At 63.7% G+C, this 25997-nt stretch carries 20 protein-coding genes and 2 pseudogenes; 14 read left to right on the forward strand and 8 right to left on the reverse strand.

Annotation, left to right across the window (positions count from 1 at the left end):
• Positions 1-6: 6 nt before the first annotated feature.
• Positions 7-274 (forward strand): annotated as a pseudogene (locus tag H290_RS31725) (N-acetyltransferase family protein); the annotation flags it as partial.
• 35 nt (positions 275-309) lie between these two features.
• Here H290_RS31725 and H290_RS0117595 read toward each other — a convergent pair.
• The 3 genes and pseudogenes from H290_RS0117595 to H290_RS31230 all read right to left on the reverse strand — a co-directional run.
• Entirely contained in the window at positions 310-1368 is a 1059-nt protein-coding gene (locus H290_RS0117595) for an ArsO family NAD(P)H-dependent flavin-containing monooxygenase (protein ID WP_020108141.1), read from the reverse strand.
• An 887-nt stretch (positions 1369-2255) separates the two neighbouring features.
• Positions 2256-2549 carry a hypothetical protein gene (locus H290_RS28985; protein ID WP_020108142.1) on the reverse strand — a complete coding sequence of 98 codons (294 nt, stop codon included), beginning with the start codon at positions 2547-2549 and terminating at the stop codon, positions 2256-2258.
• A gap of 703 nt (positions 2550-3252) precedes the next feature.
• Positions 3253-3401, reverse strand: a pseudogene (locus H290_RS31230) (IS1380 family transposase); the annotation flags it as partial.
• Positions 3402-3598: 197 nt separating this feature from the next.
• On the opposite strand from H290_RS31230, the gene H290_RS31235 reads away from it, so the two are divergent.
• From H290_RS31235 to H290_RS0117640, 6 genes are all read left to right on the forward strand, one after another.
• The gene (locus H290_RS31235) at positions 3599-3868 is read left to right on the forward strand and encodes a hypothetical protein (RefSeq protein WP_155976903.1); all 270 of its coding nucleotides are present in this window, start codon (positions 3599-3601) and stop codon (positions 3866-3868) included.
• The gene (locus H290_RS0117615) at positions 3865-4815 is read left to right on the forward strand and encodes an FAD:protein FMN transferase (protein ID WP_020108145.1); all 951 of its coding nucleotides are present in this window, start codon (positions 3865-3867) and stop codon (positions 4813-4815) included. Before H290_RS31235 ends, H290_RS0117615 begins: the two co-directional genes overlap by 4 nt.
• Positions 4815-5372, forward strand: a complete 558-nt coding sequence (locus H290_RS0117620) for a ferric reductase-like transmembrane domain-containing protein (RefSeq protein WP_020108146.1) — start codon at positions 4815-4817, stop codon at positions 5370-5372. The genes H290_RS0117615 and H290_RS0117620 overlap by 1 nt, the downstream gene beginning before the upstream one ends.
• A complete protein-coding gene (locus H290_RS0117625) occupies positions 5369-6613 on the forward strand; it encodes an NADH-ubiquinone oxidoreductase-F iron-sulfur binding region domain-containing protein (protein WP_028463336.1) in 1245 nt (414 codons plus the stop codon). The genes H290_RS0117620 and H290_RS0117625 overlap by 4 nt, the downstream gene beginning before the upstream one ends.
• Complete coding sequence (locus tag H290_RS0117630) at positions 6610-6846, forward strand: ferredoxin (RefSeq protein WP_020108148.1); 237 nt, start codon at positions 6610-6612, stop codon at positions 6844-6846. The genes H290_RS0117625 and H290_RS0117630 overlap by 4 nt, the downstream gene beginning before the upstream one ends.
• Positions 6847-8380: 1534 nt before the next feature.
• Complete coding sequence (locus H290_RS0117640) at positions 8381-8893, forward strand: DUF1643 domain-containing protein (RefSeq protein ID WP_020108150.1); 513 nt, start codon at positions 8381-8383, stop codon at positions 8891-8893.
• A 190-nt stretch (positions 8894-9083) separates the two neighbouring features.
• Here H290_RS0117640 and H290_RS28990 read toward each other — a convergent pair whose 3' ends face one another.
• The 4 genes from H290_RS28990 to H290_RS0117660 all read right to left on the reverse strand — a co-directional run bounded on the left by H290_RS28990 (position 9084) and on the right by H290_RS0117660 (position 15225).
• The gene (locus tag H290_RS28990) at positions 9084-10052 is read right to left on the reverse strand and encodes an alpha/beta hydrolase (protein ID WP_020108151.1); all 969 of its coding nucleotides are present in this window, start codon (positions 10050-10052) and stop codon (positions 9084-9086) included.
• Complete coding sequence (locus H290_RS0117650) at positions 10052-13483, reverse strand: pyruvate carboxylase (protein ID WP_020108152.1); 3432 nt, start codon at positions 13481-13483, stop codon at positions 10052-10054. Before H290_RS0117650 ends, H290_RS28990 begins: the two co-directional genes overlap by 1 nt.
• A 76-nt stretch (positions 13484-13559) precedes the next feature.
• Entirely contained in the window at positions 13560-14333 is a 774-nt protein-coding gene (locus H290_RS0117655; RefSeq protein ID WP_020108153.1) for an SDR family NAD(P)-dependent oxidoreductase, read from the reverse strand.
• Positions 14334-14358: 25 nt separating this feature from the next.
• Complete coding sequence (locus H290_RS0117660; RefSeq protein ID WP_028463337.1) at positions 14359-15225, reverse strand: sugar phosphate isomerase/epimerase; 867 nt, start codon at positions 15223-15225, stop codon at positions 14359-14361.
• Positions 15226-15400: 175 nt separating this feature from the next.
• On the opposite strand from H290_RS0117660, the gene H290_RS0117665 reads away from it, so the two are divergent.
• The 7 genes from H290_RS0117665 (at position 15401) to H290_RS0117700 (ending at position 23580) form a co-directional block, all read left to right on the forward strand.
• On the forward strand, positions 15401-16762 hold the full coding sequence (locus tag H290_RS0117665; protein WP_020108155.1) for an MFS transporter: 1362 nt from the start codon (positions 15401-15403) through the stop codon (positions 16760-16762).
• Positions 16759-17661: a transketolase gene (locus H290_RS0117670; protein WP_020108156.1), complete on the forward strand. Its 903-nt coding sequence runs from the start codon at positions 16759-16761 to the stop codon at positions 17659-17661. Before H290_RS0117665 ends, H290_RS0117670 begins: the two co-directional genes overlap by 4 nt.
• Positions 17658-18647 carry a transketolase family protein gene (locus H290_RS0117675; RefSeq protein WP_020108157.1) on the forward strand — a complete coding sequence of 330 codons (990 nt, stop codon included), beginning with the start codon at positions 17658-17660 and terminating at the stop codon, positions 18645-18647. The genes H290_RS0117670 and H290_RS0117675 overlap by 4 nt, the downstream gene beginning before the upstream one ends.
• 123 nt (positions 18648-18770) lie before the next feature.
• Positions 18771-19436 carry a GntR family transcriptional regulator gene (locus H290_RS0117680; RefSeq protein ID WP_020108158.1) on the forward strand — a complete coding sequence of 222 codons (666 nt, stop codon included), beginning with the start codon at positions 18771-18773 and terminating at the stop codon, positions 19434-19436.
• Between the two features lie 800 nt (positions 19437-20236).
• On the forward strand, positions 20237-21487 hold the full coding sequence (locus tag H290_RS0117690; RefSeq protein ID WP_020108160.1) for a pyridoxal phosphate-dependent aminotransferase family protein: 1251 nt from the start codon (positions 20237-20239) through the stop codon (positions 21485-21487).
• Positions 21484-22428, forward strand: a complete 945-nt coding sequence (locus tag H290_RS0117695; protein ID WP_020108161.1) for an NAD-dependent epimerase/dehydratase family protein — start codon at positions 21484-21486, stop codon at positions 22426-22428. Before H290_RS0117690 ends, H290_RS0117695 begins: the two co-directional genes overlap by 4 nt.
• Positions 22429-22446: 18 nt before the next feature.
• Positions 22447-23580: an acyl-CoA dehydrogenase family protein gene (locus tag H290_RS0117700; protein WP_020108162.1), complete on the forward strand. Its 1134-nt coding sequence runs from the start codon at positions 22447-22449 to the stop codon at positions 23578-23580.
• On the opposite strand, the gene H290_RS0117705 is transcribed toward H290_RS0117700, so the two are convergent.
• Positions 23564-25768: an MMPL family transporter gene (locus tag H290_RS0117705; protein WP_028463338.1), complete on the reverse strand. Its 2205-nt coding sequence runs from the start codon at positions 25766-25768 to the stop codon at positions 23564-23566. The genes H290_RS0117700 and H290_RS0117705 overlap by 17 nt on opposite strands.
• Between the last annotated feature and the right edge of the window lie 229 nt (positions 25769-25997).

The raw sequence follows: 25997 nt of genomic DNA on the forward strand, positions 1-25997 counted from the left end.
CGGGGAGCGGATGGGAGCACTTGCGTTGCACGTGGCCAAAGTCGCTCGACGGCGTCATCCCGGCGTGTGGGAAAAGCGTTGATGCACAAGCAGGTCAACGCCGCCGATGCTACCCGATTGTGGATGCTGCAACCTCAACCTTTCCCGAGAATCGCGCCAGCATCGCGTTGCATCACGCATCGGGCTACCGCACCGTGGGCGTCCGGGAGAAGGTCGCGCAATTGGGCGGGTGTGGCGCGACACCGTCATGCTTGAACAGCGCCGCACCGACTGACGCGTGGGTGACTGTCTGGCACCCACGGACCGCTCTCAGTCGAGGACATCACGGACAAGGTCGGTGACGGCGTCGCGGGCGGTGCGTCCGACCCCGATGATCGTGGCCGATCCGGGACCGGTCCAATCGCCGTAACCCAGGAACACGAGCGACGGCTCACCGTGTACGTGGTTGTGGTCCAATGCGATTCCCGCTGCACTGTCCGAGCGCAGATGCAGCGGTTGAAGATGGCGCAGAGCGGGCCGAAAACCGGTACACCAGATGATCGCATCGAGCTTGTCGGTGGTGTCACCGCCGCGGACCCCGTCGGCGGTCAGGGTGGTGAACATCGGCTGTGCGTGCAGGACTCCACGGTCGCGTGCTTGCTTGACCGGCGGGACCATGACGATGTCGCCGAGGCCGGCGACGCCCCCGGTATCGCCACCGCCGGTGGCGAGAGCACGGGCGCGCTCACTGGCCACCTCGAACAGGACGCGCCCGTCGACGTCGTCGGGCAGGAACTTCGGTGGACGCGTGGTGAACCAGACGGTGTCGGCGACGGTGGAGACTTCGGCCAGGATCTGTGCGGCCGAGTTGCCGCCGCCGACAATGCCCACGCACTGCCCGTTGAACGGTGCGGGAGTGCGATAGTTACTGGCGTGCAGTTGAGTACCTCGGTACTCGTGCATCCCGGGATAGCTGGGCCAAAACGGCCGGGACCAGGTGCCGGTGGCGTTGATAACCGCTGTGGCGTTCCAGGATCCGGTGTCGGTGTCGACGCGGTACCCACTGCTGGTGCGGTGGACTGCGGCCACGCGGACAGGCCGCTGCACCGGCAGCGTGTACTTCTTTTCGTATGCGCTGAGGTAATCCACGACATGTGGTGCCGGCGGAAAACCGTTGGGCCAGGTGGGCATCGGCCATCCTGGTAGCCGTGCGTACTCGGCAGGGGAGAACAGATGCAGTGACGGCCAGTAGTGCTGCCAGGAACCGCCGGGTGTGAGTTGGTCGTCCAGGATCACAAAGTCGCGCCCAGCGCGGCGCAGGTAGTACCCGGCCGCCAATCCCGCCTGGCCGCCGCCGATGACCACGACCTCGGTCGAGGTGGTGGTCATCGGGCTGTCAATGTTGTTTGCGCTCACCGGGTTCAGCTTAGTCTGGTCAGAGGTGGCGGTGTTCAGTGCAGTTGATGCTGGTGGGGTGGCCAAGGCGATGCATGAGGATACTGGCAGGGCACCATCCCACGATGCCTCCGGGCTTCATGAGTCGGGCATCGGTCGCGAATCTGATATGCGTGGCCGCTGGGCTATCTGCGATACGGTCGAGCCGGGACGTATCTCCCGCTGCCCGACATTGGGAGGTGCGGTGCTGCGATCGTGACCCTTGCGGGTGTGTCGGTGGCACCGGTACGGTCCGGCTCAATGGGCATCATCGATGCTCACTCATCCGGGAGCGTGCCATGTTGGTTCAGCGCGCGTTACCGGTCGGCGACGGCGACGAATCCTGGACGGTTCTCAGAGACGAATACGCGGTCGACCTACGCGGCTACTTCACCTTCCTGCATGGTCACCAGACCACTTGGACTGCAGTGGTTCTGGAGGATCTGGGCCAAGACTACCAACTTTCGCCTCCGCCCAGCCAGGTTGGGGAGCCACGATCGAAACGGCGGGACATACTGCAGCCCTGCATTATTCGACCCGACCTGCAGGTACGTTGCGGAACACGCCACTGGCGGCGACGCTCACAGCGGTGGCAGAGTGCGAGAATGCCCTGTTTAGCCTGGATGCACTGATTTGCCTGTGATCTTGGCGTGGGATGTGTTGCGGGCGTGGATGATCATCCGACCCCCGCTGCTAGAACACTACGAGAAGACACTCCACGATCGGGATGCTCAGTCCCATCGATTGCGAAATGTCACTGACCGCGGGCCTTCGGGCCGCCTAACCACCCGCCACCACTCTGGGGGGACGCAGATCATTGTTTGGGTTGTCGCCGTTGACGGTCAGTAGTCGTTGTGTGGCCTCGACGCGGAGGTCTTGGTTTGGTCCGGGGCCGTGCGCTCGCTCAATGTGGCGGTCGTGCGGCGCACCAACCCTACGACGAAACCGGTCGTCGTCATTGACAGGTCCTCGTAGTAGTCCGCGACGGCGTGCACGACCAGCTTTCGCAACTCTCGGTCGTCCACGATGGCAGGCACGGCATCGTCGAGGCGGTCGATGAACTTCCTGATAGCCACGATCGCTGCCCGCTGCGAAGCTTGGGTCTGGTCAAGGACCGCGTCGGACTGCTCGATCACCCTTCTTGTTGCATTTCGCACCTTCGCACTCGCCGGCATGTTCCCCCCTCGGGAATCTGAAATTAGAGCGAGCGTACCGTCTGCCTCCTTCCCGCGAAGCTCAGCTCGGCGTGTCGAACCTAGGACCGGATCAGGCCTACTGAATTACCGGTCGTTCTGCGCCAGACGGGTCGTACGCGAGCCGTCGACGGCGCCGCGCATAGGCGGCGTTTTGTTTCGCGCACAGCGCCTTCCGTTCACTCGTCCATCGAACACAGCTGCCGGCGAGCTCGAGCGCCATGTATCGGTCCTACATGCGTAGCGATGGACCGCAGCCACATGCCGCATTCGTGGCACAAGGCACTGCTCCCGCCGTCCTCGAATATTCGGTATCGCCCGTGGCCGCTGGGTTCACCGCGTTCCATCACACAACACCATGAACATCACGAGGCCGACGAAATGTACTGATCGTCGACACAGCCACAACCACAACCACAACCACAACCACAACGTATCCGACGATCTGCCCACCGCTGGACGGTGCCAAACACTCCGAAAGAATGCCCCACCACACGGTCGACGCCCAGGATATGAACCGTCCGGGGGTCTGGTCGACACCGGTGGTCTCATCAGAAGAATACGGACATGACTGCACTGATGAAGTTCGATCAGGAGACCCGTGAGCGGGCTGTGAGGATGTGTGAGGAGTGACTCGAGGAGTATGGGCGACCATCCGGCCGGCACCTTTACCGGACCCGGCTTACCGGCCCGCCACCGGATTCCGGCGATCACCGGCGCGGCCTGGTCGGTGCTGATGGTGGCACCCGGTGGCGACAGACCTTTCCGCAGGATCTGTTTCCCGGCACGTCTGGTGCCTCACGGATCATCCTGTTGACCAAGCCGAATCTGCCGACGTTCTCAATGTCGGCCACACTTGCGTCATGGACCGTCAAACTGGTCTGCGCTGATCCCTACCATCCACACATGCCTGCCTCAGCGAGCTCACAGCGAATATCCGGATCGTGGTTATCAGGTCCGATCGTGGACTTACCAATGCCGAGGAGGCCAGCATGGATACACCCGAGTCCGGTTTCCGACGCACCCGAGCCGCCACCGCGACGATCGTGGCAGTCAGCGCTGCAACCGTCATCGGAACATCAACGCTGGCCTACCTCGACACCCATTCGACAGGCAGCAGCAACTCCACATCGACCCGGTCCACCACGACGGCGGGCGAATCAAATGGTTCGACCTCCGATTCTTCGTCGACTCTGTTCGGATCTTCGCCGAACGTGTCGTCGGGAACCGGCGGCGGACACACAACATCGCAGGGCTCATGAACGTCGACACCGCGGCCAGCGATCTCGCGCAGTCCTCGTGGGCGGTGTGGGGAACCGACGCACACCTGATCGTCACCGAGCGAGCTGCGCTCGAACAGGCCGAGGCCCTCGTGCGCGAGGAATTGGCGGCGATAGATCTCGCGTGCAGCCGTTTTCGCGAAGACTCCGAGATCGCCGCACTGATGCGATCACACGGACGGCCCCTGACGGTGAGCGCGCTACTCGCAGACTTCGTCGATGCCGCCCTCGACGCCGCACGAAGAACCGATGGCGCAGTCGATCCCACCGTCGGATCGGTGATGATCGACCTCGGCTATGACCGTGATTTCGCGATGTTGGGCTCACGAACACCCAGTGATCACGCCGGTCGCCGCGCGGTACCACACTTTGCTCAACGCTCCTCGTGGGAGATGGTGACGCTGAAGAATCGGGAGTTGACCGTGCCCGATGGCGTGGTCCTCGACCTGGGTGCAACCGCGAAAGCCCTTGCTGCCGACAGGTGCGCCGCCATCGTCACCGAATCGCTCGGGTGCGGCGTGTTGATCAACCTCGGGGGCGACATCTCGATCACCGGTCCCCCACCTGCCGGTGGCTGGCAGATTCGTGTGCAGGACGGCGATGACCAGCCGGCAACGGTCGTCGAAATGCGCTCAGACAGCGGGATCGCCACCTCGAGCACGCTGCGGCGACGTTGGCACCACGCTGGAGAGAGCGTCCATCACATCATCGACCCGGCGCTCGGGAGGAGTGCCGAAGCATTTTGGCGCACAGTAACAGTCGCGGCATCGAGTTGCCTCGTCGCCAACACGGTCAGCACCGCGTGCATGGTACGCGGTCGTGACGCACATCGGTGGGTCTCGGAGGCTGGACTACCAGCCCGATTCGTCGATCGCAACGGCCTCGTCACCCACACCGCCACCTGGCCCGACGAATCGAGGGACCGGTGATGGATCAGGCATTGTGGGCACTGGGCCGCGGCACCGGTATCTCAGCACTCATCATCCTCACCCTGTCGCTCGCGTCGGGCATCGTCGTCCGCTCCGGTCGCCCACTGCTGACACTGCCGCGGTTCGGCGTCGTCGAACTACACCGCAATACATCCCTGCTCGGAACACTCTTGATTGCAATCCATGTGGGAGCACTGTTCTTTGATCCCTACGCGCAGCTGAACCTCGTCGACTATGTGGTGCCATTCTTCGGGAACTACCGTCCGTTCTGGTTGGGGTTGGGCACCCTCGCACTCGACTTGATCATCCTGATCGTGATCACCAGCCTCCTCCGACACCGTCTGGGGCACAAAGTCTTCCGGACAGTGCATTGGTTGGCCTACGCACTGTGGCCGATCGCCTTGGCGCACGGCCTGGGCAACGGCACCGACACCGGACACCTGTGGTTCCTCACGATCGCCGCGGGGTGCATCGCAGTGGTCGGCGCAGCGGGCGTGTTCCGACTCCGTCACGACTTCCTCGAACACCACAGCACCAGAATGAAAGTGCCCACATGACAACAACAACGCCATCACATCCGACGGTCTCCTACCCGTGTCGGGTGCTATCCGGGGCAGGCCACGACCTGGCCCGCCACGCCGCCAGATTCGGTCCGCGCCCCCACTCGGGACCCGACCTCATCGGGGTCGTGGCGGCAGCAGGGCTGCGCGGTCGCGGCGGCGCCGGGTTTCCCGCAGCGCGCAAAATGGCCGCGGTCGCCGGTGGCAGACGGCCTGTACTCATCGCCAACGGATCCGAGGGTGAACCGCTGAGCAGCAAAGACGCCGTCCTGCTTCAGTCCTCACCACACCTGGTGCTCGACGGAATGGCTGCGGTCGCTGCGTCCATCCGCGCTCGAGAATCCTTCCTGTACGTACCGGCCCACCTGAGCGCGGTGATGCGCCAACTCATCGCTGACCGCCGAGTCGCCGGCTGGGATTCGACGGACATCAAGGTCATCGAAGCACCACGGCGATTTGTCGCCGGTGAAAAGACCGCGGTCATCGCCGCGATCGCCGGGAAAGCAGCGATTCCGAGCGACTCCGCGGTCAGCACATCGGAATCGGGATTGCACGGCCGCCCGACCCTCGTTCAGAACGTCGAAACTCTCGCGCACATTGCGACGATCGCCCGCTACGGAGCTGACTGGTTCCGCACACTCGGCACTCCCGACGAACCCGGCACCATGCTCATCAGCCTGACCGGCGCCTGCAGTGCCCCAGGTGTACTCGAGGTTCCGGTCGGAATTCCGTTGGATTCACTCCTCAAGACCACGACCGCCGGCCACCCCGACCGACTCCGCGCCGTGCTGATCGGCGGATACCACGGAACCTGGCACGGCACAGAGCAATTGCGTGGTCACACCCTGTCGAGGAGTTCGCTGCATTCGCTGGGTGCGAGCCCCGGTGCAGGGGTCGTCCACACCCTCGCCGTCGGTTCGTGCGGACTCGCCGCCACCGCCGAGATCGTCGCGTACCTGGCGCGCGAAAGTTCAGGCCAATGCGGCCCCTGCCTCAACGGACTGCCCCGCCTCGCCGAATCGATGACGACCCTGGCCCGGGGGCATTGGAGCGGTGATGTGGTGGCCGACGTGCGTCGGTATGCCGCGCTCGTCGACGGCCGTGGCGCATGTCACCACCCCGACGGCACTGCCCGGCTCGTCCGCTCAGCGATGACCACTTTCGCGCGCGACGTCGGCCTCCACCTGCGTGGCCGCTGCGAAACGAGCCACCGTGACGGCCGGAGGAGAGTTCCATGAGCCACAACGACAACGGGTCGATACGCCTACACATCAATTGGACCCGGTGCGACGGGCGAGGCGTCTGCACCGAACTGCTGCCCCGGGAACTCAGTCGCGATGAATGGGGATATCCCCTACCGAAAGATGGGTCAACCGAACCGATCATCCGCCGCGAGTCGATGAGACGAGCCCGCGACGCCGTCCGCCTGTGTCCACGACTCGCCGTCACCTTGCGTGCGGGCGGCAAGTGAAATCCTCGCAACCCCGATGATCGCTATACAACAGAGTCGAAAAGGTCTGCCATGCAATCGGACCAATCAACCCGAGTTCTTGTGTCCATCCTTGGTGGTATTGACGCTCGTCGCGGGCCGCTTGCAGCGATGACGACGACACGCAGCCCTGCACGCCAACGCAGTCGATGCCGTAGATCGGTCCCTGTTCGCAACGTCTGACGTTGTCGACCTGATCCAAATCGTCGACTTTCGTGGGTACCTCCCCGAGACCAGCAAACCTGTTGGTCACGGGTCTGCGCGTTCTTACCGCAACCTACCGACAGCAAAGTGTCGGCGCTGGTGACACGCCCGCGCCCTGCGCTAAATGGATTTAGCGCAGCAAACAGCCTGGCGCGTTCTGGTGGAACCATGTGCGTCGTCCAGGGTCGCAGTCCACGTATCTGCAATGCGGCAGGTCGCGTCGGGCACCGCGTGCGCTGAGCCGGGCGGCGGGCCCTCGTCGCAACAAGAAGTGCGCGCCGATGTCGAAGATGAGGTGGACGACCCCGGCGCCGGTCTCTCTGGGATAAAGGTCAACAGCTGTATTATTTGCTGAGAGCCCTCGTTCATCCGAAGACTCGGAGCCCGGTACGCAGTAGCCTCGAAACCGGCCAACATTGTCCAACACCGCAAACACGAAAAGTGCTCCCCCACTACACAATCCATCAACCCTCACCAACGCCAACGATCTGCAAACAACCAGAACCACAAGTTCAAAACCCGTCCAGTGTCAGTTCGAGTCTGACCGGGGGCACCCATTTCCACAGGTCAGAGGCTATTCCTAGTCCATTTTCACGATAACCCGCCTGCGACGTCGGTTTCAGTCCAATCTTGCTCGCCATCCAACGATCCGCGACGGCCCGAACTCTTCGGTGCTCTTTGCGGGATCGACCCACGTGCCCGCCACCACCGCCGCGATGATGCTGTCCAGCCAGCCCTGCGCATCGCCTTCGTCCGGAAGGCTCGGGTGTGTTGAGTTGCCATCGTGTCGACATACACAGCACGCCAACGCATCCCACGGCCATACCGCAGCGTTCGTCTCTTCGTGAACCGCGCGCGCCACAGGTCCTGCACACGGGCACGCCGATTACGACGCACCCGCACTTCCGAACACCGACCGACACTACCGACTCGTCCGGCACCGCCATCGTTCCAACCAGACAGTGGCGACTCCACCCGCCATCTGAGATCACAAGTAGCAATTGACTTTTCGGACCGCTCACCCCGCCAACGCCAGGCACCAGATCCCGCAGGAAACTGCTCAGATACCGACAACTCAATCCGAATCCAGATTGTCGAAGTCATCAACTCCGCACCTCAGATACTTTCCCTACAGGCAACATGACCGTGCGTGCCAGACGCGAAGCGCGTGCAACGCCGACCACGGGCACGCCCGCGTCGACCGGTACTCCGTCAACCCTTGCAGTGCAGAGTTCGGGAGTGACGACCGGTGGTCAATCAGCGGTGCCCTCCATACAGTCGATAGACCGACTGAAAAGAAGGGACCAGGTTGATGTCCGCAATAATTTCTGACGACGGCCTGTACCGATACTGGCTCCGACGTGACCTACCTCCCACGCTCGCCAATCGTAAGAAAGACGCCGTCACCTGCACCTTCATCATGCTCAACCCGTCGACCGCAGATGCCGACGACGACGATCCAACCATTCGGCGCTGCAGCGGATTCGCGGCCTCCCTCAGATGCACCAGACTCGAGGTGGTCAACCTCTATGGCTACCGCGCCACCGACCCCGCCGAGTTGCACACAGTCGACGATCCAGAAGGCCCGGAGAACACCCTCCACCTACGAGTCGCGCTCAGCACACCCGGACCCACAATCGCCGCCTGGGGCACACTCGCACCACCCGACAGAGTCGCGAAGATTCTGGCGATGCCTGGCGCCGACAATCTGTATTGCCTTGGCACCAACCAAGACGGAAGCCCTCGCCACCCCCTCTATCTGCGTGCGGACGCAGCAATCAGAACGTTTTTGCCGTATTCACCCGACAACAGATCACAGCGCTGATCGCCGAGTGGGTGGATTCGTCCCTCCGCATCGGGCCTAGCTATCCGTAGAAGTCGAGTGTTGTCTTGTCGGAGCAACCGAGACAAGCTCACCGCCAACGAGGCCTCACCAGTATCCCGCTCACTCCGAAGGTCGAGAGGACGATCTTCCTCATCCGGGTACGCGGCCGACGCGCGACGATCGGCGCGAGTCAGGCCGTTTGTCCCGTCGATTGTGCGGCGAGCGCCACCGACATCGCGGCGTGCAGGGCCTCGATTGCGGTGTGACTGATGGCGGTGTCAAGCATGGTGAACCCGTGAAAGGTGCCGTGCCACTGCCGGAGATCGACAGGCACTGCCGCAGTCCTCAGCCGCTCGGCGTAACGAAGTCCTTCGTCGCGGAGGGGGTCGAGTTCATTCACGGTGAGGTAGGTCGGTGGCAGGCCGGTGAGGTTCGGATGGCGCGCGGGAATGGTACGCGAGTCGAGGCGATTGCCGGCCAGGAAGAGTTCCCAGCTTCGTTCCGCCAGCGCTCCGGTCCAGAACACGGTGTCGGTTCCCTGCTGCATCGAGGTTGTGTCGCAACGGTTGTCGAGGACAGGTTCCAGCAAAGCCTGGCAGGCGAGAGCCGGTCCGCCCTGATCACGCGCCCGGAGTGCGGTCGTAGCTGCAAGGTACGCACCCGCGCTGGCACCGAGTATGCCGATGCGAGCCGGGTCGATACCGAGTTCGAGATGACGGCCCGCAACCCACAACAACGCCGCATAGCAGTCGTCGACTGCAGCCGGATGAGGATGCTCGGGTGCCAACCGGTAGTCCACCGACACCACGACGGCGTCGGTGGCGTTGGCCAACTCGCGGTTGGCGGCGTCGTTGTCGGCCGCCGAACCGAGAACAAAGCCGCCACCGTGGATTTCGATGATCGCCGCACGCGGCCGTGCGCCCGCGGCATCGGGACAGGTGATCCGCAGCGGCACCCGTGGGCTTCCGGCCGGTCCATCGATCTCGACGAGTGATGGCCCCGTGCCCGACGCATCCTCGACCCGGCGGGGCGCCCGCCCGTCGAGAGCTAGCCGCATCGCCGGAACATCTGACAGGTCCAGTGCAGGCATCTCGTCAACGAGATGTTCGAGATCGGGGTGAATGGTGCCGGGAACGATCATCCCGCCTTCCGGCATCATCAGACGACGGTTCGTCGACCGCTGTGGCCGCCGTCGATGACCAGCAACAGGTCACCGCCCTCGACTTGCTGCACGTCGCCGACCGCGACGCGGCCAACGACACCAGTCGACGACGCGGTGATCGCCGCCTCCATCTTCATCGCCTCGATGGTCGCGACAACATCGCCCGCCGCAACCTGATCGCCGACGGCGACCGACAGGGTGATGACACCGGCGAACGGAGCGGGTAGATGCGCGGGATTGTTCGGGTCGGCCTTTTCTGCTGATGGGGTGTCGTCGACGATCGAGCGGTCACGGACCGACACCGGACGTAGCTGCCCGTTGAGGATGCACATCACTGTGCGCATACCGCGCTCGTCGGCATCGGAGATCGCCTCGAGGCCGATCAGCAATTCAACCCCCTTCTCGAGTCGCACCCGGTGTTCCTCACCCTGACGCAGACCGTAGAAGAACTGGTTGGCCGACAGCCGCGAGGTGTCCCCGAACTGGATTCGATGCGCCTCGAAATCCGCTGTCGGCCCTGGGAAGAGCAGCCTGTTCAACGTGTTTCGACGCTGCTGCGACGTCGAGGCGAGCCCCTGTTCGTCGTCGGCACTCAGGCGCGTCTCGGTCTTCGCCGCTGCCCGGCCTTCCAGCGCTCTCGTCCGCAGGGGCTCGGGCCATCCTCCCGGCGGGGTGCCCAATTCTCCTCGGAGGAAGCCGATCACGGACTCCGGAATGTCAATCTTGTCGGGGTTCGCGACAAACTGCTGTGCCGAGGCACCCGCGCCCACCAGAGCCAAGGCAAGGTCGCCCACGACTTTCGAGCTCGGTGTCACCTTGACCAGGCGACCCAGAGCGCGGTCAGCGTCGGCGTAGTTCATTTCGACCGTCTCGAACCTGTCGCTCAGCCCGAGCGCAACTGCCTGCTGACGCAGATTCGAAAGCTGTCCGCCGGGGATTTCATGGGTGTACACCCGTCCGGTAGGTGCCTGTAGACCCGATTCAAACGGGGCGTAGACCTTTCGCAGTGCCTCCCAGTACGGTTCGAGATCGCACACGGCCTGCAGATCGAGTCCGGTGTCCCGCTCGGTGTGGGCTGCGGCCGCGACGATGGCCGACAATGCCGGTTGCGAGGTGGTCCCGGCCATGGCCGCCGACGCGCCGTCGACCGCGTCTGCCCCGGCCTCCCATGCCGCCAGATAGGTCGCCAACTGACCACCCGGGGTGTCGTGGGTGTGGACGTGCACGGGTAGATCAAAATTGGACCGCAACGCCGACACCAGCGTCCGCGCCGCTGGGGCCCGCAGCAGCCCGGCCATGTCTTTGATCGCCAGCACGTGCGCGCCGGCGTCAACGATTTGTTCGGCGAGTCCCAGGTAGTAGTCAAGGGTGTACAACTGCTCGCCGGGATCGGACAGGTCACCCGTATACGACAGTGCCACTTCGGCAACCGCCGTTCCGGTATCGAGGACGGCGTCGATCGCCGGGCGCATCTGATCGACGTTGTTCAGTGCGTCGAAGATCCGGAAGATGTCGATCCCGGTGGCGGTGGCCTCGGCGACGAAGGCCCGCGTCACCGTATCCGGGTAGGGGGTGTAGCCGACGGTGTTGCGTCCGCGCAGCAACATCTGAAGTGCGATGTTAGGGACCGCCTCACGCAGCAGCGCAAGCCGTTCCCAGGGATCCTCGTGCAGGAACCGCAGCGCGACGTCGTAGGTGGCGCCGCCCCAGCATTCGATCGACAGCAGTTGCGGCGTCGTACGTGCCACGTGTGGCGCCACCATCACCAACCCGGACGTTCGCACCCGAGTGGCCAGCAGCGACTGATGGGCATCGCGGAAGGTGGTGTCGGTGACCGCCAGTGCCTTCTGGGCGCGTAACGCTTGCGCGAATCCGACCGGCCCGAGCGCCAGCAGCCGTTGCCGCGAGCCATCTGCAACCGGCTCGGAGACGTCGAGGGGCGGCAGTTTGTCTTGCGGATAGACCGGGGAGGGTCGCTCGCCGTGCGGTTTGTTGACCGTGACATCGGCGAGGTAGCTGAGGATCTTCGTGCCCCGATCACCGGACGTACGCGCGGTGAGCAGCGCGGGGCGCTCCTCGATGAACGAGGTGGTGACCCGCCCGGCGATGAAGTCGGCATCATCGAGGACCGCTTGCAGAAACGGGATGTTGGTCGCCACGCCCCGGATACGGAACTCCGCGACCGCGCGGCGTGCACGGGTCACCGCCGTCTCGAAATCTCTTCCTCGACAAGTCAATTTGACCAGCATGGAATCGAAGTGGGCCTCGACTGCCGCGCCCGTGGTGGTTCCACCATCGAGTCGGACGCCGGCTCCCCCAGGACTGCGATAAGCGGTGATGCGTCCGGTGTCCGGCCGAAATCCGTTGGCCGGATCCTCGGTGGTGATGCGGCATTGCAGGGCTGCACCCCGCAGCACGATCGTCTCCTGGTTCAGGCCGAGGTCGGCCAAGGTCTCCCCGGCCGCGATCCGCAGCTGAGCCTGAACCAGGTCGACGTCGGTAACCTCCTCGGTCACCGTGTGCTCGACCTGGATTCGCGGGTTCATCTCGATGAACACGTGGTTGCCTCGACCGTCGAGGAGGAACTCGACGGTGCCGGCGCATGCGTAGCCGATCTGCTTGGCGAATGCGACAGCGTCGGCACATATCTTCTGCCGCAACGACTCTGGCAGATTGGGTGCCGGCGCCATCTCGATGACCTTCTGGTGGCGCCGTTGCAGCGAACAATCCCGTTCGAACAGGTGCACCACGTTCCCGTGACCGTCGGCGAGGATCTGTACCTCGATGTGGCGTGGGTCGATGACCGCCTGCTCGAGGAACACCGTCGAATCCCCGAATGCCGACTGTGCTTCCCGCGCCGCGGCTTCGATCGACTCGCGCAGCTGCGCAGGCTCAGCAACCCGCCGCATCCCTCGGCCACCCCCGCCGGCCACTGCCTTGACGAACAGCGGGAATGTCATCGATTCCGACGCCGCCACCAGCTCGGAGACATCTGTCGACGGCTCCGACGACGCCAGTACCGGCAACCCGGCCCGTCTCGCGGCGGCGATGGCCCGGGCCTTGTTGCCCGTCAGTTCCAGCACCTCGGCCGACGGTCCGACAAACGTGATGCCCGCGCTCGCGCACGCCGCGGCGAGATCCGGGTTCTCCGAGAGGAACCCGTAGCCGGGATAGATCGCATCGACACCCGCCTGAACCGCAACGTCGACGATCTCGTTCACCGACAGATAGGCATGTACGGGATGCCCGACCTCACCGATCTGATAGGACTCGTCCGCCTTGGTGCGGTGCACCGAATTGCGGTCTTCGAACGGGAACACCGCAACGGTGGAGATTCCGAGTTCATACGACGCGCGAAACGCACGGATCGCGATCTCACCCCGATTGGCGACCAACACCTTGGCGAACTTCGGCACAACAACATCCATTCATCGTCGAGTGACACCGAGGCGGCACACCGCGGCGGGAAAACAGCTACCGGCCACCGCGGGTGGCCGGAAGGGATCAGTGCATGTGGCTTCCGCCATTGATGTCGATAGTGGTGCCGGTCAGATAAGCGGCGTCATCGGAGGACAAGAAGGTGATCACCGATGCGATCTCACGCGTGGTTGCGGTGCGGCCCAAAGGGATCCCGGAGGCGATCGCCTTTTCCTGTTCCTCGGTGCTACCGACCCGGATATTGGTGTCGACCGCTCCGGGGGTGACAGCATTGATCGTGACGCCTGTGTCCTCGAGTTCCCGGGCCAATGCCTTCGTGAAGCCGAGGACCGCTGCCTTGGCCGACGAGTACGGCACTTTGCCGAACACACCACCGCCGCGCTGGGCCGAGACGGACGACATGGTCACGATCCGTCCCCATCCGAGGGCGATCATGTCCGGCAGAAATGCCTTGGTCACCAGGTATGTGCCGGTCGCGTTGACCGCGAACACCTTGTTCCACAGCGCGAGTGTGGTCTCGAGGAACGGCACCGGGGAGGTGATCCCCGCGATGTTCGCCACCGCGCCGACCGGAGGAAGGTCGCCGGCGTCGACTTCACGTTTGGTCGCCAGGTACGCGGCCTGCACGGAGGCTTCATCGGATACGTCTACGGCATGGCCGAAAGCCGGGACGTTGTATGTGCCCCCGATCTCCGCGGCGACCTTGGCCGATGCCTCGCCGTCGAGGTCGAGAATCACCACTGCCCAACCATCTTCGGCGTACCGCTCCGCGGTCGCGCGGCCGATCCCCTTCTCCGAGGTGGCGCCGGTGACAACTGCGGTACGTGTCTTGGTGTTCATCTTTTCTCCTGTGTGAGTTGATATCTCAAGCGGCGAACGTGAGGAGTTCGCCGATGTTCTGCGCAGCGGCAGCGGTCGCGGCCGGGCGTTCGTCGTCGGTGACGTCTCGGGTTTCGAGTTCGAGAGTGAAGTGACCGCCGTATCCGGCAGCGTCGAGCGCGCGCAGACCGGATGCGAAGTCGACATCCCCGCGACCAACGCTCAGGTTGATGTTGCCCGGACGGTCGCTGATCGGTTCGGTGTCGAGTTGGACGTGTCCCCGCAGGGCATCGCGGATGTGCACGTGAGCGATTCGTCCCGCGGTGTCCTGTACGAAGTCCACCGGATCGCCACCAGAGGCGACGATGTGACTGAAGTCCATCACGATCCCGATGTCCGGATGCAACCTCTCCGTCAACGCCGCCGCGCGCGTGTGGTTGCAGCACAGCCGCCAGACATGCAGGGACTCGACCCACAGATCGACACCGAGCAAGCGCCCCCGGTCGAGTACGAATTCGAGATTGTCAGCCACCCGTAGGAGGTCATCGTCGAGATCTGTCATCGGGGTGTGCTCGAGCGCCCCGTTGGGCAGGACGATGGCTTTCGCCTCGAGCACGGCGGCCAACTCGAGCAGCCGGAACAGATGCTCGGAATCGTGCATCCGCGTCCTCGGATCGTTCAGGTCACCGACGTCGACGTTGATCGATCGCACGGTCAGACCTGAATCGCGAACCGCGCCCACCACCCGAGCGATGCCCGCCCTGTCGAGGTCCAGCGGGACGTGGTCACACACCCCTGGCAATGAGCCCAGGTCTATTTCGGTGAATCCCAGTTCCGCCATCGCCGCCAGTGCGTCCGGCAGATCTAGATGACGAAACGAGATGCTCGAGCACCCCAGCCTGCTAGCCGTCATGGCTTCTCCGTTCGTCGTTAAGTGATGCGGCCCACAGTAGGACAAATAACGGTTATCAGTCAACCGTCGCCGGTTGACTGTTGACAGTGACAGTGCAGTGGGTCACACTCGTTGATGTTGACAGTCGACGGTCACTGGACGAGTTTGTAACTACTACCTCTTCAGGAGGGTTCCAATGAGCATCAATGCTCTCGAGATGCGCGGACCGGTCCACGGCACGAAAGACGCCAAACGCGTCGCCGTCGGCTCGTCGGTCGGCGCGGTCATCGAAACCTACGATTTCATCGGCTTCGGCACGGCCGCAGCACTCTACTTCGGCACAGCATTCTTCCCGGGCCAAAGCTCGGTGGCCGGCACCCTCGCCGCCTTCGCCACGCTTGGCGTCGGGTTCGCAGCGCGACCGATCGGCGGTGTCATCGGCGGCCACATGGGCGACAAGGTGGGCCGCAAACCGGTGCTCGTGGCTTCCTTGATCATCATGGGTCTGGCCACCTTCGCCATCGGCCTCCTGCCGACCTATGCGCAGGCAGGCGTGATCGCACCGATTTTGCTCGTGCTCGTTCGCATCGTGCAGGGATTGGCGTTCGGCGCCGAATGGGGCGGTGCAATTCTGATGAGCTACGAACACGCACCATGGCGAAAGAAGGGGCGGTACACCGGCATCGTGCAGGCCGGCTTCCCCGTCGGCCTATTGCTGGCAAACCTGGTCTTTCTCGGTAGCGTCCACCTCGGAGGCGACTGGGCCTGGCGAGTGCCGTTCCTGGCCAGCATCTTCCTGGTCATCGTCGGACTCATCATCCGATCCAAGGTCCCCGAATCTCCAGTCTTCGAAGACGTCAAAGAGGCCGGCGACATCACCGACTCCCCCATCAAAGAGGCGATCAAGCAGGACTGGCGGAACATCCTCCGCGGCATCGGACTTCGTGTCGCAGAGACCGCCGGATACGCGGTGTCGGTGACCTACATGATCTCCTACCTGCACACCGAGAAGCTGGCATCGACCACGGAAACCATCACCGCCCTGTGCATCGCCTCCGGGATCGGAATCTTCGCCACCGCGGGCTGGGCGGCACTCACCGACAAAATCGGGCGAAGGCCGCTCTATCTGATGGTCTGCGGCTTCGCCGCCCTGTTCGGGATCCCGATGTTCTTACTGGTCAATACCGGACTCTCGCTGTTTGTCGTCGCAACCATCGTCTTGTCCTACGCCGTGTGCCAAAACGCACTGGCAGGATCTCAAGGACCCTGGTTCCCCGAGCTGTTCACCGCCGCCCGCCGCGCATCGGGAGCCTCACTCGCCTACCAGATCTCAGCCATGGTCTCCGGCTTCACACCGTTCATCACCACGTTGCTGTTCGTCTGGATGGGATGGCTGGGCCCGGCGCTGCTATTCATCGCGTACGCCCTGATCGGACTCTTCTCCGCGCTCGTCACCAAAGAAACATGGGGACCCACCGAGCGTCGCCTCGCCAAGGAGGCAGAACGCACCACCCCTACTGAACTCACCGCTCCCCAGCGCGAAAAGGAACTGGCATGACAACGACCACCACCGAGTCGGCAACAACCGCAGAGCGCATCGAGCGCGCAGCCCGGTTCGCCTACAACATGCGCCACCACGTCATCGACATGGGCGAAGCCCAAGGACAGGGTTACGTCGGACAAGCGCTCGGGGCTGCGGACATCTTCGCCGCCGTCTACGCCGACCGACTCAACTACCGGGCCGACGATCCGCACTGGGAGGGACGCGACCGATTCCTGCTCTCCACCGGCCATTACGCCATCGGCCTGTACGCCGCACTCGCCGAAGCCGGGATCGTCCCGGTCGAAGAACTCGAGACCTACGGGTCCGACGACTCCCGGCTTCCCATGTCCGGGATGGCAACGTACACACCGGGTATGGAGATCTCAGGTGGCTCACTGGGCCACGGGCTGACCGTCGCGGTGGGCATGGCCCTCGGACTGCGCTTGCAAGGCTCGCAGTCCACGGTGTTCAACTTCCTCTCCGACGGCGAACTCGACGAAGGATCGACGTGGGAAGCAGCCATGGGCGCCCACCACCATCGCCTGGGCAATCTGATCGCCATGGTCGACATGAACGCCCTGCAGGCAGACGGACCCACCGAAGGCATCCTCGGAATCGAGCCCGTCCACGAGAAATGGGCCGCCGCCGGATGGTTTGTGCAACGCGTCAACGGAAACGATCCCGCCGCTCTGCTCGCCGCCTTCGACAACGCCTGCGCCGCGGCGACCCCCACCGGTAGGCCCGCGATCATCATCTGCGACACCAAGATCGGCTACGGCGTACCACTGCTGGAAACACGAGAGAAGGCGCACTTCATGCGCATCGACGAGCACGAGTGGAGCATCTGCCGCGACCAGCTCACCAGTCGCTTCACCGACCCTACATATTTGCAAGAAGATGAGGTTCAGGCATGACCGCCACGACAGCACCCAAACTCAAGACCTCGGCGATGATCGCGTCGTTCGTCGATCCCGGACAACGCACCGCGACAGCGCCTTTCGGGCACGCGCTGGTCAAAGCCGCCGAGGGCAACGACAAGATCGTCGGCCTGAGCGCCGATCTCGCCAAATACACCGACATGCACATCTTCGCTCAGGCCTTTCCGGAACGGTTCTTCCAGATGGGCATGGCCGAACAGCTCCTCCTCGGAGCATCGGCCGGGATGGCCGAGACCGGGCTCATCCCATTCGCGTCGACATATTCGGTGTTCGCCGCCCGGCGCGCCTACGACTTCCTGTGCCTGGACATCGCCGAACCCAACCTGAACGTCAACATCATCGGCGGACTGCCCGGACTCACCACCGGCTACGGCCCCAGCCATCAGGCCACCGAGGACATCGCGATCTTCCGCGGGATGCCGAACCTGACGATCATCGACCCGTGCGATTCGGTCGACATCGAGCAGGCGGTTCCACAGATGGCCGCCTCCGACGGCCCGACGTACCTACGACTCCTCCGCGGAAAGGTCGCCACCGTCCTGGACGAATACGACTACACCTTCGAACTCGGCAAAGCGAAAGTCCTCCGTCCAGGTAACGATGTCGTGTTGGTCTCGAGCGGACTGATGACGATGCGGGCGCTGCAGGCGGCGACCAACCTGGAGAAGCACAACGTCGACGTCGCCGTGGTGCACACCCCCACCATCAAACCGTTCGATGCAGTCACCGTCCTCGCCGAACTCGACACCGACCGACTGGCTTTCACACTCGAGAACCACACGAAGATCGGTGGACTTTTCGAGACCGTTGCATCGGCAGTGGTGGAACGTGGCCTCGGCAAGCGAATCGGCTCCATCTCCCTGCCCGACAAGTTCCTCGACGCCGGCGCCCTCCCGACCCTGCACGACCGGTACGGGTTGTCCACGTCAAGTATTGAGTCACGCATCCTGGCCGAGCTGTAGAAACAGCTGGATCAGTGAATCCACAGTGCGCAGAAGGGTGCCGGTAGGATGACTGTCAACAGACAGCGGTCGACTGTCTGCAGTGGGACGTCACCGAAGTACCGAATGAATGGAGGCTCCGTCATGGGCCAACCCGGCGCTCTTCTCGGACTGCAAAAAACCAACCTGCGCGAGCAAGCGGTCGCAGCCCTGCGAACGGCCATTACCCGGGGTGAACTCAGGCCTCGAAGCGCGCTCATCGAGACAGAGCTGTCCGAACGCCTAGGAATCAGCCGCGGAACGTTGCGCGAGGCGCTGCGGCAACTGCAGCAGGAAGGACTTGTTGTTGCCGGCGCACGCGGTCGCCTCGCCGTCAGAAGCCTCGACCCAGGGGAAATCACGGAAATCTTCGCGGTTCGCGCTGCACTCGAAGCTCTCGCCGCAGCCGAACTCGCCGCGCTCGAAGATCGGAGCCCGGTCATCAAACGACTGCGGGAGACACTCGACCGGATGGCACTCGCCGGCACAGAAAACCTGGACGATCGAATTGAGGCAGACCTCGATTTTCACCGCCTGATGTGCGAGCTCACTGGCAATCGAACCCTGCTGCACTCGTGGACTTCTCTCGAGGGATCAATCCGAATGTCCATCATGTACGGCGGCACCGACCGCGCCGTCGGCAACATGGACACCGACCGACACTCCGTCATCATTGATGCCATCGAATCCGGTGACAGCGACGCTGCCCGCGATTCGGTTGTCACACACATGACGTGGGCTGCAAACAATTTGGTCAGTGCCGACAGGTAACGACCAGGCGTGTCATCTACGGGGACTTGTTCGTTACAGAGAAAGCCGGCCTCTCCAACACCGGTATGGATAGGTATGCAGAAACGCCGAACACGGTCGCAACGACCCAACACCATCAAACACCAATACCGCTCCCCCACTGCATAATTCACATACGGTCAACAAACTCCACAATGCACAGGCATGAGATGGCCGTAACGGTCGAGGGTCATCGTCGCGCTCTTGTGACCCAGCAGACACTTGAACCGCATAACCGCAGGTCAACATGTCGCGCGTGGATGGTTGTGGACGGCAGGGGATGCAGGCGGCGAGAACACGAGGTTAGGGTTCGAATCCCCTCGGGCGCAACAAAATAGGCGTGACCCCAACATATGTGCTCGATCATCTCCTCGTTCAATGAGGTCTCCAGGACCGTTTGGTGAGCTGCTCGAACAGTCCGTCCGGACTCGTCAGACTGTTTCTAGGGCGCCGCTGACTGACCCATGGGTCGTCACTCCCGAACTCTGCACTGCACCGATGGACGGAGTACCGGTCGAGGCGTGTTTCGACGAGTTCGACCACACCGCGCTTGCGGCGGAGTTCCTCGGGTAACGCTTCGGCACGGACACGGCTCCTTCGACGGCGTCGTGACCAAGAGTCAAGCAAACCGACTCCATGCGACCCGGGGTACATCGAGGTGCGCATCAAACGCGGGGCGGGTCAGTGACCAATCCGCGGCGCGGCCGGATCCGAATCACTTTCTGCGACCAGAGTTCTGTGGACGTTCCACAGCTTCCGCCGCTGACTATTGAAGGGAAACTATGGATGACGACCTGCAGGAATTCGCACTGACTGGGGAAATCGCCCAGGATGTGCGGCAGCGGATAGAACTGCTGCGCCACTTCGACTCCGTCGGTCAACTCCCGTTTTTCCAACAAATCGATGCCGTCGACACACCGTTCGTCGAGGTTCACGGGCGGAAGTGCGTGTTGCTTGGCTCCAATTCCTACATCGGCTTGTCGACGCATCCGGACGTCGTCGCCGCGTCGGTCGAGGCGACGAAGGAATTCGGTTCGGGCACCACCGGTAGCCGCCTGCTCAACGGGACCTACAGCCTGCATGTGGCGCTCGAACTGCAGATTGCGGCATGGTTGGGCCACGAGCAGGCGCTGGTCTTCACCACCGGCTACCAGACGAATGTCGGCACCATCCAGGCTCTGCTCAGCGACGATTGCCTCGCGGTGGTGGACTCGTTGGCCCATGCGTCGATCCGCGACGGGGTCCGGCTGAGCCAAGCGGTCGAAGCCAAGTTCGAGCACAACGACGCCGAGGGGTTGGCCGAAGTTCTGCGCAGCCATGCCGGCACTCAGTACCGCCGGGTTCTGGTAGTCGTCGACTCGCTCTACTCGATGGAGGGCTCGACCGCTCCGCTGGAACGGATCATCGAGATCTGTAAGAACGCCGGCGCACTCCTGATGGTCGACGAGGCGCACGGCATCGGAGTGTTCGGCCCCACCGGTGGCGGTTTGACGCAGCGGAACGGGGTCGCCAAGGATGTCGACATCCTGATGGGTTCTTTGTCGAAGGCGATCGGCGGCCTAGGCGGATTCGTTGCCGCATCAAGGGATTTCATCGACGAGATCCGGCTGAGCGCGAGGTCGTTCTGGTTCAGCACATCGGCGACACCCGGCGCGATGGCGGCGGCGTCCGCCGCAGTCAAGATCATCCGCAGCGACGAGGGCACTGACCGCCGCAGCCGATTGGAGCGCAACTCGCGGCTCATGCGGGAAGCGCTCGCACCCTTGGACGTCGCCCTGCTCCAGTCGGACGAACACAGCCCCGACTGGTCACCGATCATTCCCATCCGGCTGTTCGATGAGATGCGAACCGCCTTGAGCTGGAATCAACTTCGGGATGCGGGGGTATTCGTCACACCGGCGATCTATCCGGCGGTCCCGATCGGCAAGCCGATCCTTCGTGTCTGCATGACCTCTGAACTCAGCGAGGACGATGTCCTCAATTCGGCCGAACTGCTCGCGAAGGAACTGTCCTGGGCCCAGGCGGATGCATGAGCGGCGGGTTCCGTCTCGCAATCACGGGCGGAACCGGAGATTTCGGACGGTCCATGCTGAAGTGGGCCATCGAGAACGACGACATCAAAGAGGTCACCGTCCTCGGTCGCCGACCGACCGGGGTGGTGCACCCCAAGCTTCGCGAAGCGTTCCTCGACTTGAGCAACCATGTCGATCTCGACGCCGTCGCTGGTTACGACGCGCTGATCCATCTGGCGTACTGCGTGGAGGAACCCAGAAACAAGCGTCACGCCTATCAGGTCAATGTCGTCGCGACGCGGACACTTCTCGAGGAAGCGAACCGGGTGGGCATGGGCCGGCTGATCCTCACCTCCAGCGCCAACGCGCTCGGCGTCGCGGCATGCGGCACAGGAAAACAGTTGACGGAGAACAGCTATCCGGCCGGCGATCAGAACTCCGACCATTACTACTTCTATCACAAGGCGCTTGTAGAGCACCTGGCCAACTGGTACTGGGCGCATCGCACCCCGGGGTGTACGGAGTTGGCGGTGGCACGGCCCTGCTACGTCGTCGGCGAGCACTTCGACAATTCGGGCCTGCAGGCGTTCCTGGCCAAAACCGTGATCTACCCCGACCCGGCACACTCCTACTACCAGTTCCTCTGGGACTCAGACCTGGTGCAGGCCTACGCCACCATTCTCACGGAGGGCCTGACCGGGATCTACAACATAGCCCCCACCGACCAGACCAGCGTCAAAGAGATCGCCTCGATGACCCAGGCGCGCTTGATCTCCGGACCGCTACGTCTGCTGAAACCGGGCGCCGATCTGGCGTTCCGGTTGCGCCTGTCCCGCTTCTCCGGGCACTGGGTGACACCCGGCGACCCACTGCTCGACTCCCGGTTATTGCGCGAGACGACCGAGTGGAAGCCCTCGGCCAGTTCCGCAGAAGCGCTGCGCCGTTACATAAATCGCACCTGATCGAGGAAGGACTTTTATATGGACCGCACTGGACTTGAGGCACAGCTGTCGCACGTGGCGGCTGTCCGCCGTCACCTCCCCGAACTCGCTGACAAACTGGATAAGCTCGGCCTGATGGTCGCCGAAGATCCGGAGACGAACGTCGTCGCACTCTGGAAACAGCACGACGGGCCCCGGCTGACCGCGCCGAAAGGCCTCGGCGGAATCGGCGCGACCTGTGTGGAAACCCTTGAGCTGCAACGTGGTGTCGGCTACCTCAGCCCCTCGCTCGCCGCGGCGACCACCATGCATTACCTGTCCGTGGCGGGCCTGGCCGACTTCGCGAACTCCGCCGATGAGGAGACCGTCGGCCTGATCAAATCGCTGATCGAGAACCGTACCGTCTTCGCCTCGGGATTCTCGGAGGGCAAGATCGCCGGCAGCGTCTTTCGTCCCACTATGCAGGCCAGCCCTGCCGACGGTGGTTACACCCTGACCGGGCAGAAGAAACCATGCAGCCTCGCCGACAGCATGGACTGTGTGATGGCCAGCGTGCTGCTCGATGACACCAAACAACGGGCCATCACGGTGATCTTCAACGGCAGCCCCGGTATGAGTGTCAGCCCGCTGTGGACCAGCTCGCCGCTGTCCGCCGCGCAAACCCACGCGGTGGTCTTCGAGGACGTCTTCGTACCGAACGATCTGATGATGGTCAGCGACGTCGAGGATGCCGACGGCCGCAACGAGAAATCCGGGTACGTCCTATTCGGACTGATCATCACGGCAGGCTATGTCGGCGCCGCCACCCGACTCGCGCTCAAACTCGCCGACCGCGACGACTTCACCCCGGCAGACTTCGTCGAACTGTTCTCGCCGGTCGAAGGAGTGTGGCGCGCGCTGCGGATGATCGCGGCGCGTTATGACAACGGTGATCGCAGCGACGACCTGTTCGCCGACCTGCTGTGGATCCGTCTCGGTCTGCGCGACCAACTGCAGACGGCCGTGGCCCGCATGGTGGCGAAGGTGGGCGGCGTCGCCTTCGCGACCGATCCTGAGATCGCCTACCTGTCCTCGTGTATCTCGGCGTATTCGTTCCACCCGCCGAACCTGCGCGAGTCCGGCACCTTCCTGCTCGATCACGAGCTGGCCGGCGAGATCAACCTGACTCGCTGATCCCCACTTTGGCGTGCAGCTTCGCCAGGGGTGCGGGCGCCCACCAATTCCAGGTCCCGGCGAGCTTCATGACGGCCGGTAGCAACACCATTCGGACCAGGGTCGCGTCGACCACGACGGCGAGTGCGAGACCGACACCGATCATTCGCATGAACGCGACCTGACCGCCGGCCAGCGCCGCGAAGACGATCACCATCAGAATCGCGGCCGCCGTGATGACCCGCCCGGCGCCGGCGATCCCGAGTGCCACGGCCTCGTCGTTGTCCTCTTTCCGGCGGGGCGACGCGAGCCAGTGTTCACGGATCCGGGACAGCAGGAACACCTCGTAGTCCATGGACAACCCGAACGCGGTTACGAACAGGAACACCAGCACATCGGCGACCAGCGTGCCGGTGGGTGTGGTGCCGAGGCCGCCCAGGTGCCCCTGTTGGAACACCCACACCAGCGCGCCGAGCGTCGCCGTCAGGGACAAGGTGGTGAGTACCAACGCTTTCACGGGGAGCAGCAGGCTTCCGGTGAGCAGGAAGATCAACACGAACGTCGTGATCGCGATGAGCAGGAGAACCGTGGGCAGCAGCCGGACGATCTCATCTACCGAGTCCTGGTTGAGCTGGTTGGCACCGGTGAACAGTGCTTCGGCGCCGTGCGGCACCGGGACGGCGCGCAGCCGGTCGAGCTCGTCCCGCGACAACTCGTCCGACGATGGGTGCTCGATCGCCACGGAAAGCCATACGCTGCCGTCTTTCACCGCGGTCGGCAGCAGCGGCGGGCCGACGGCACGGCCCTGGACGTAGGAGCCTTTCGGGGCAGACACCGCGACGGCACCGGGCACCTCGGACAACGCAGCGGCGTAGGCGGCAATGTCGTTGTCGGTCAGGCTGCGCCCATCGGGGATCACGATCGAGGTGGCCGCGGCGGCATTGTTCGGGAACTCGGCGCGCACGATGTCGCCCACCTGACGTGACTGAGCACTCGCGGGCAGCACCCGATCGTCCGGCAACCCGAAAAGCGCACTGAGGAACGGGGCCCCGAGAATCAGCAACAGCGAGACCACCGCCAGCGCGCACGGTATCGCGTGACCCATGACGAAGGTGGCGGTCCTGTAGAGCATGCTCACTCGGACGTCCTGATCCTTGGGCCCGCGGCGGAACTTGGTACGGATGTTGAACGATTCGATCCGGTCGCCGAGGAGCTTGATCACCGCCGGGGCGACGATCACGGCGAAGAGGCCGGCGAGCGCTATCACGCCGCAGCCCGCGTAGGCCATCGATCGCAGGAAGTACATCGGGAAGACCGCGAGTGCGCCGACCGCGAGGAACACGGTGCAGGCCGAGAACAGAATGGTGCGGCCGGCTCTCGCCACCGCCCGCCGCAGGGCCTCATCGCGATCACCGACCAGTTGATACTCCTCGCGGTACCGGCTGACGAGCAGCAACGTGTAGTCGATCGCGAGTGCCAAGCCCATGGCGGTGGTGAGATCGAGTGCGAAGATCGAGACGTCGGCGAAAAGAGTTATCCCGCGCAGCATTCCGAGGGTCCCGACGATGGCCAAACCGCCGACAACGAGCGGTAGCAGCGCAGCGAACACCCCGCCGAACACCCAGATGAGCACGACCAGGGACAGCGGCAGTGCGATGGCTTCGGCGATGAGCAAGTCCTTCTCGGACTGCACGTTGATCTCCGCGGAGATCATCGCCGCGCCACCGGCCAGCACGATGAGACCGTCACGCTCGCCGGTGACTCCGTCGGCGACCTCCTTGCCGTGCTTGGGCGCATCGTCCTCGCCGCCGGTCATCTGGACGATCACCACGGCGGTCGCGCGGTCGGCGCTGAGCAGAGCCTGGCCGGCGGGAGAACCGTCCCAGGGGGATTCGATGCCGCCGACGTGCGGGGCGGCTCGCAGGTCAGCGACGAGCGCGCGTCCGGCCGCCGCGGCTGCCGGCTCCAGCACACTGCCTCCACCGGTGCGTCGCACCACGAACGTCAGATCCATGTCGCCCTGGCCGAACGTGTCGGTGAGCACCTTTGTCCCGCGCGCCGATTCGGAGCTCGGGTCCTGGAAACCGGCAGCGCCAAGATGTTCGGTCACGGTCGCGCCGCACACCCCGGCGATGATGGTCAACAGCCCGACAACCAGAAGCACTCGTCTCGGGGCGGCGATGACCACGCGGGCCAGCAAAGTGAGCACACCGCGGATCCTACGGGTTCGCGCTGATGGACCGTGTGGAGTTCGGTGCTCGCGCAGGCGCTCATTGTGCCGGCCTCTCGTCGTCACGGGAGTGTGACAACTCATGCGCGACACCCGCGAACGCGAACGAACGCCCACGAGCAATATGCGCGGGTAGGACCGCAAATTGCGTACACCCGCGAATACCCCCGGACGGGTCCCTTCGCTGGCTGGTCTCATATGCATGTTG

Source organism: Nocardia sp. 348MFTsu5.1 (assembly GCF_000383535.1).
In the GTDB taxonomy this organism is placed as follows: domain Bacteria; phylum Actinomycetota; class Actinomycetes; order Mycobacteriales; family Mycobacteriaceae; genus Williamsia; species Williamsia faeni.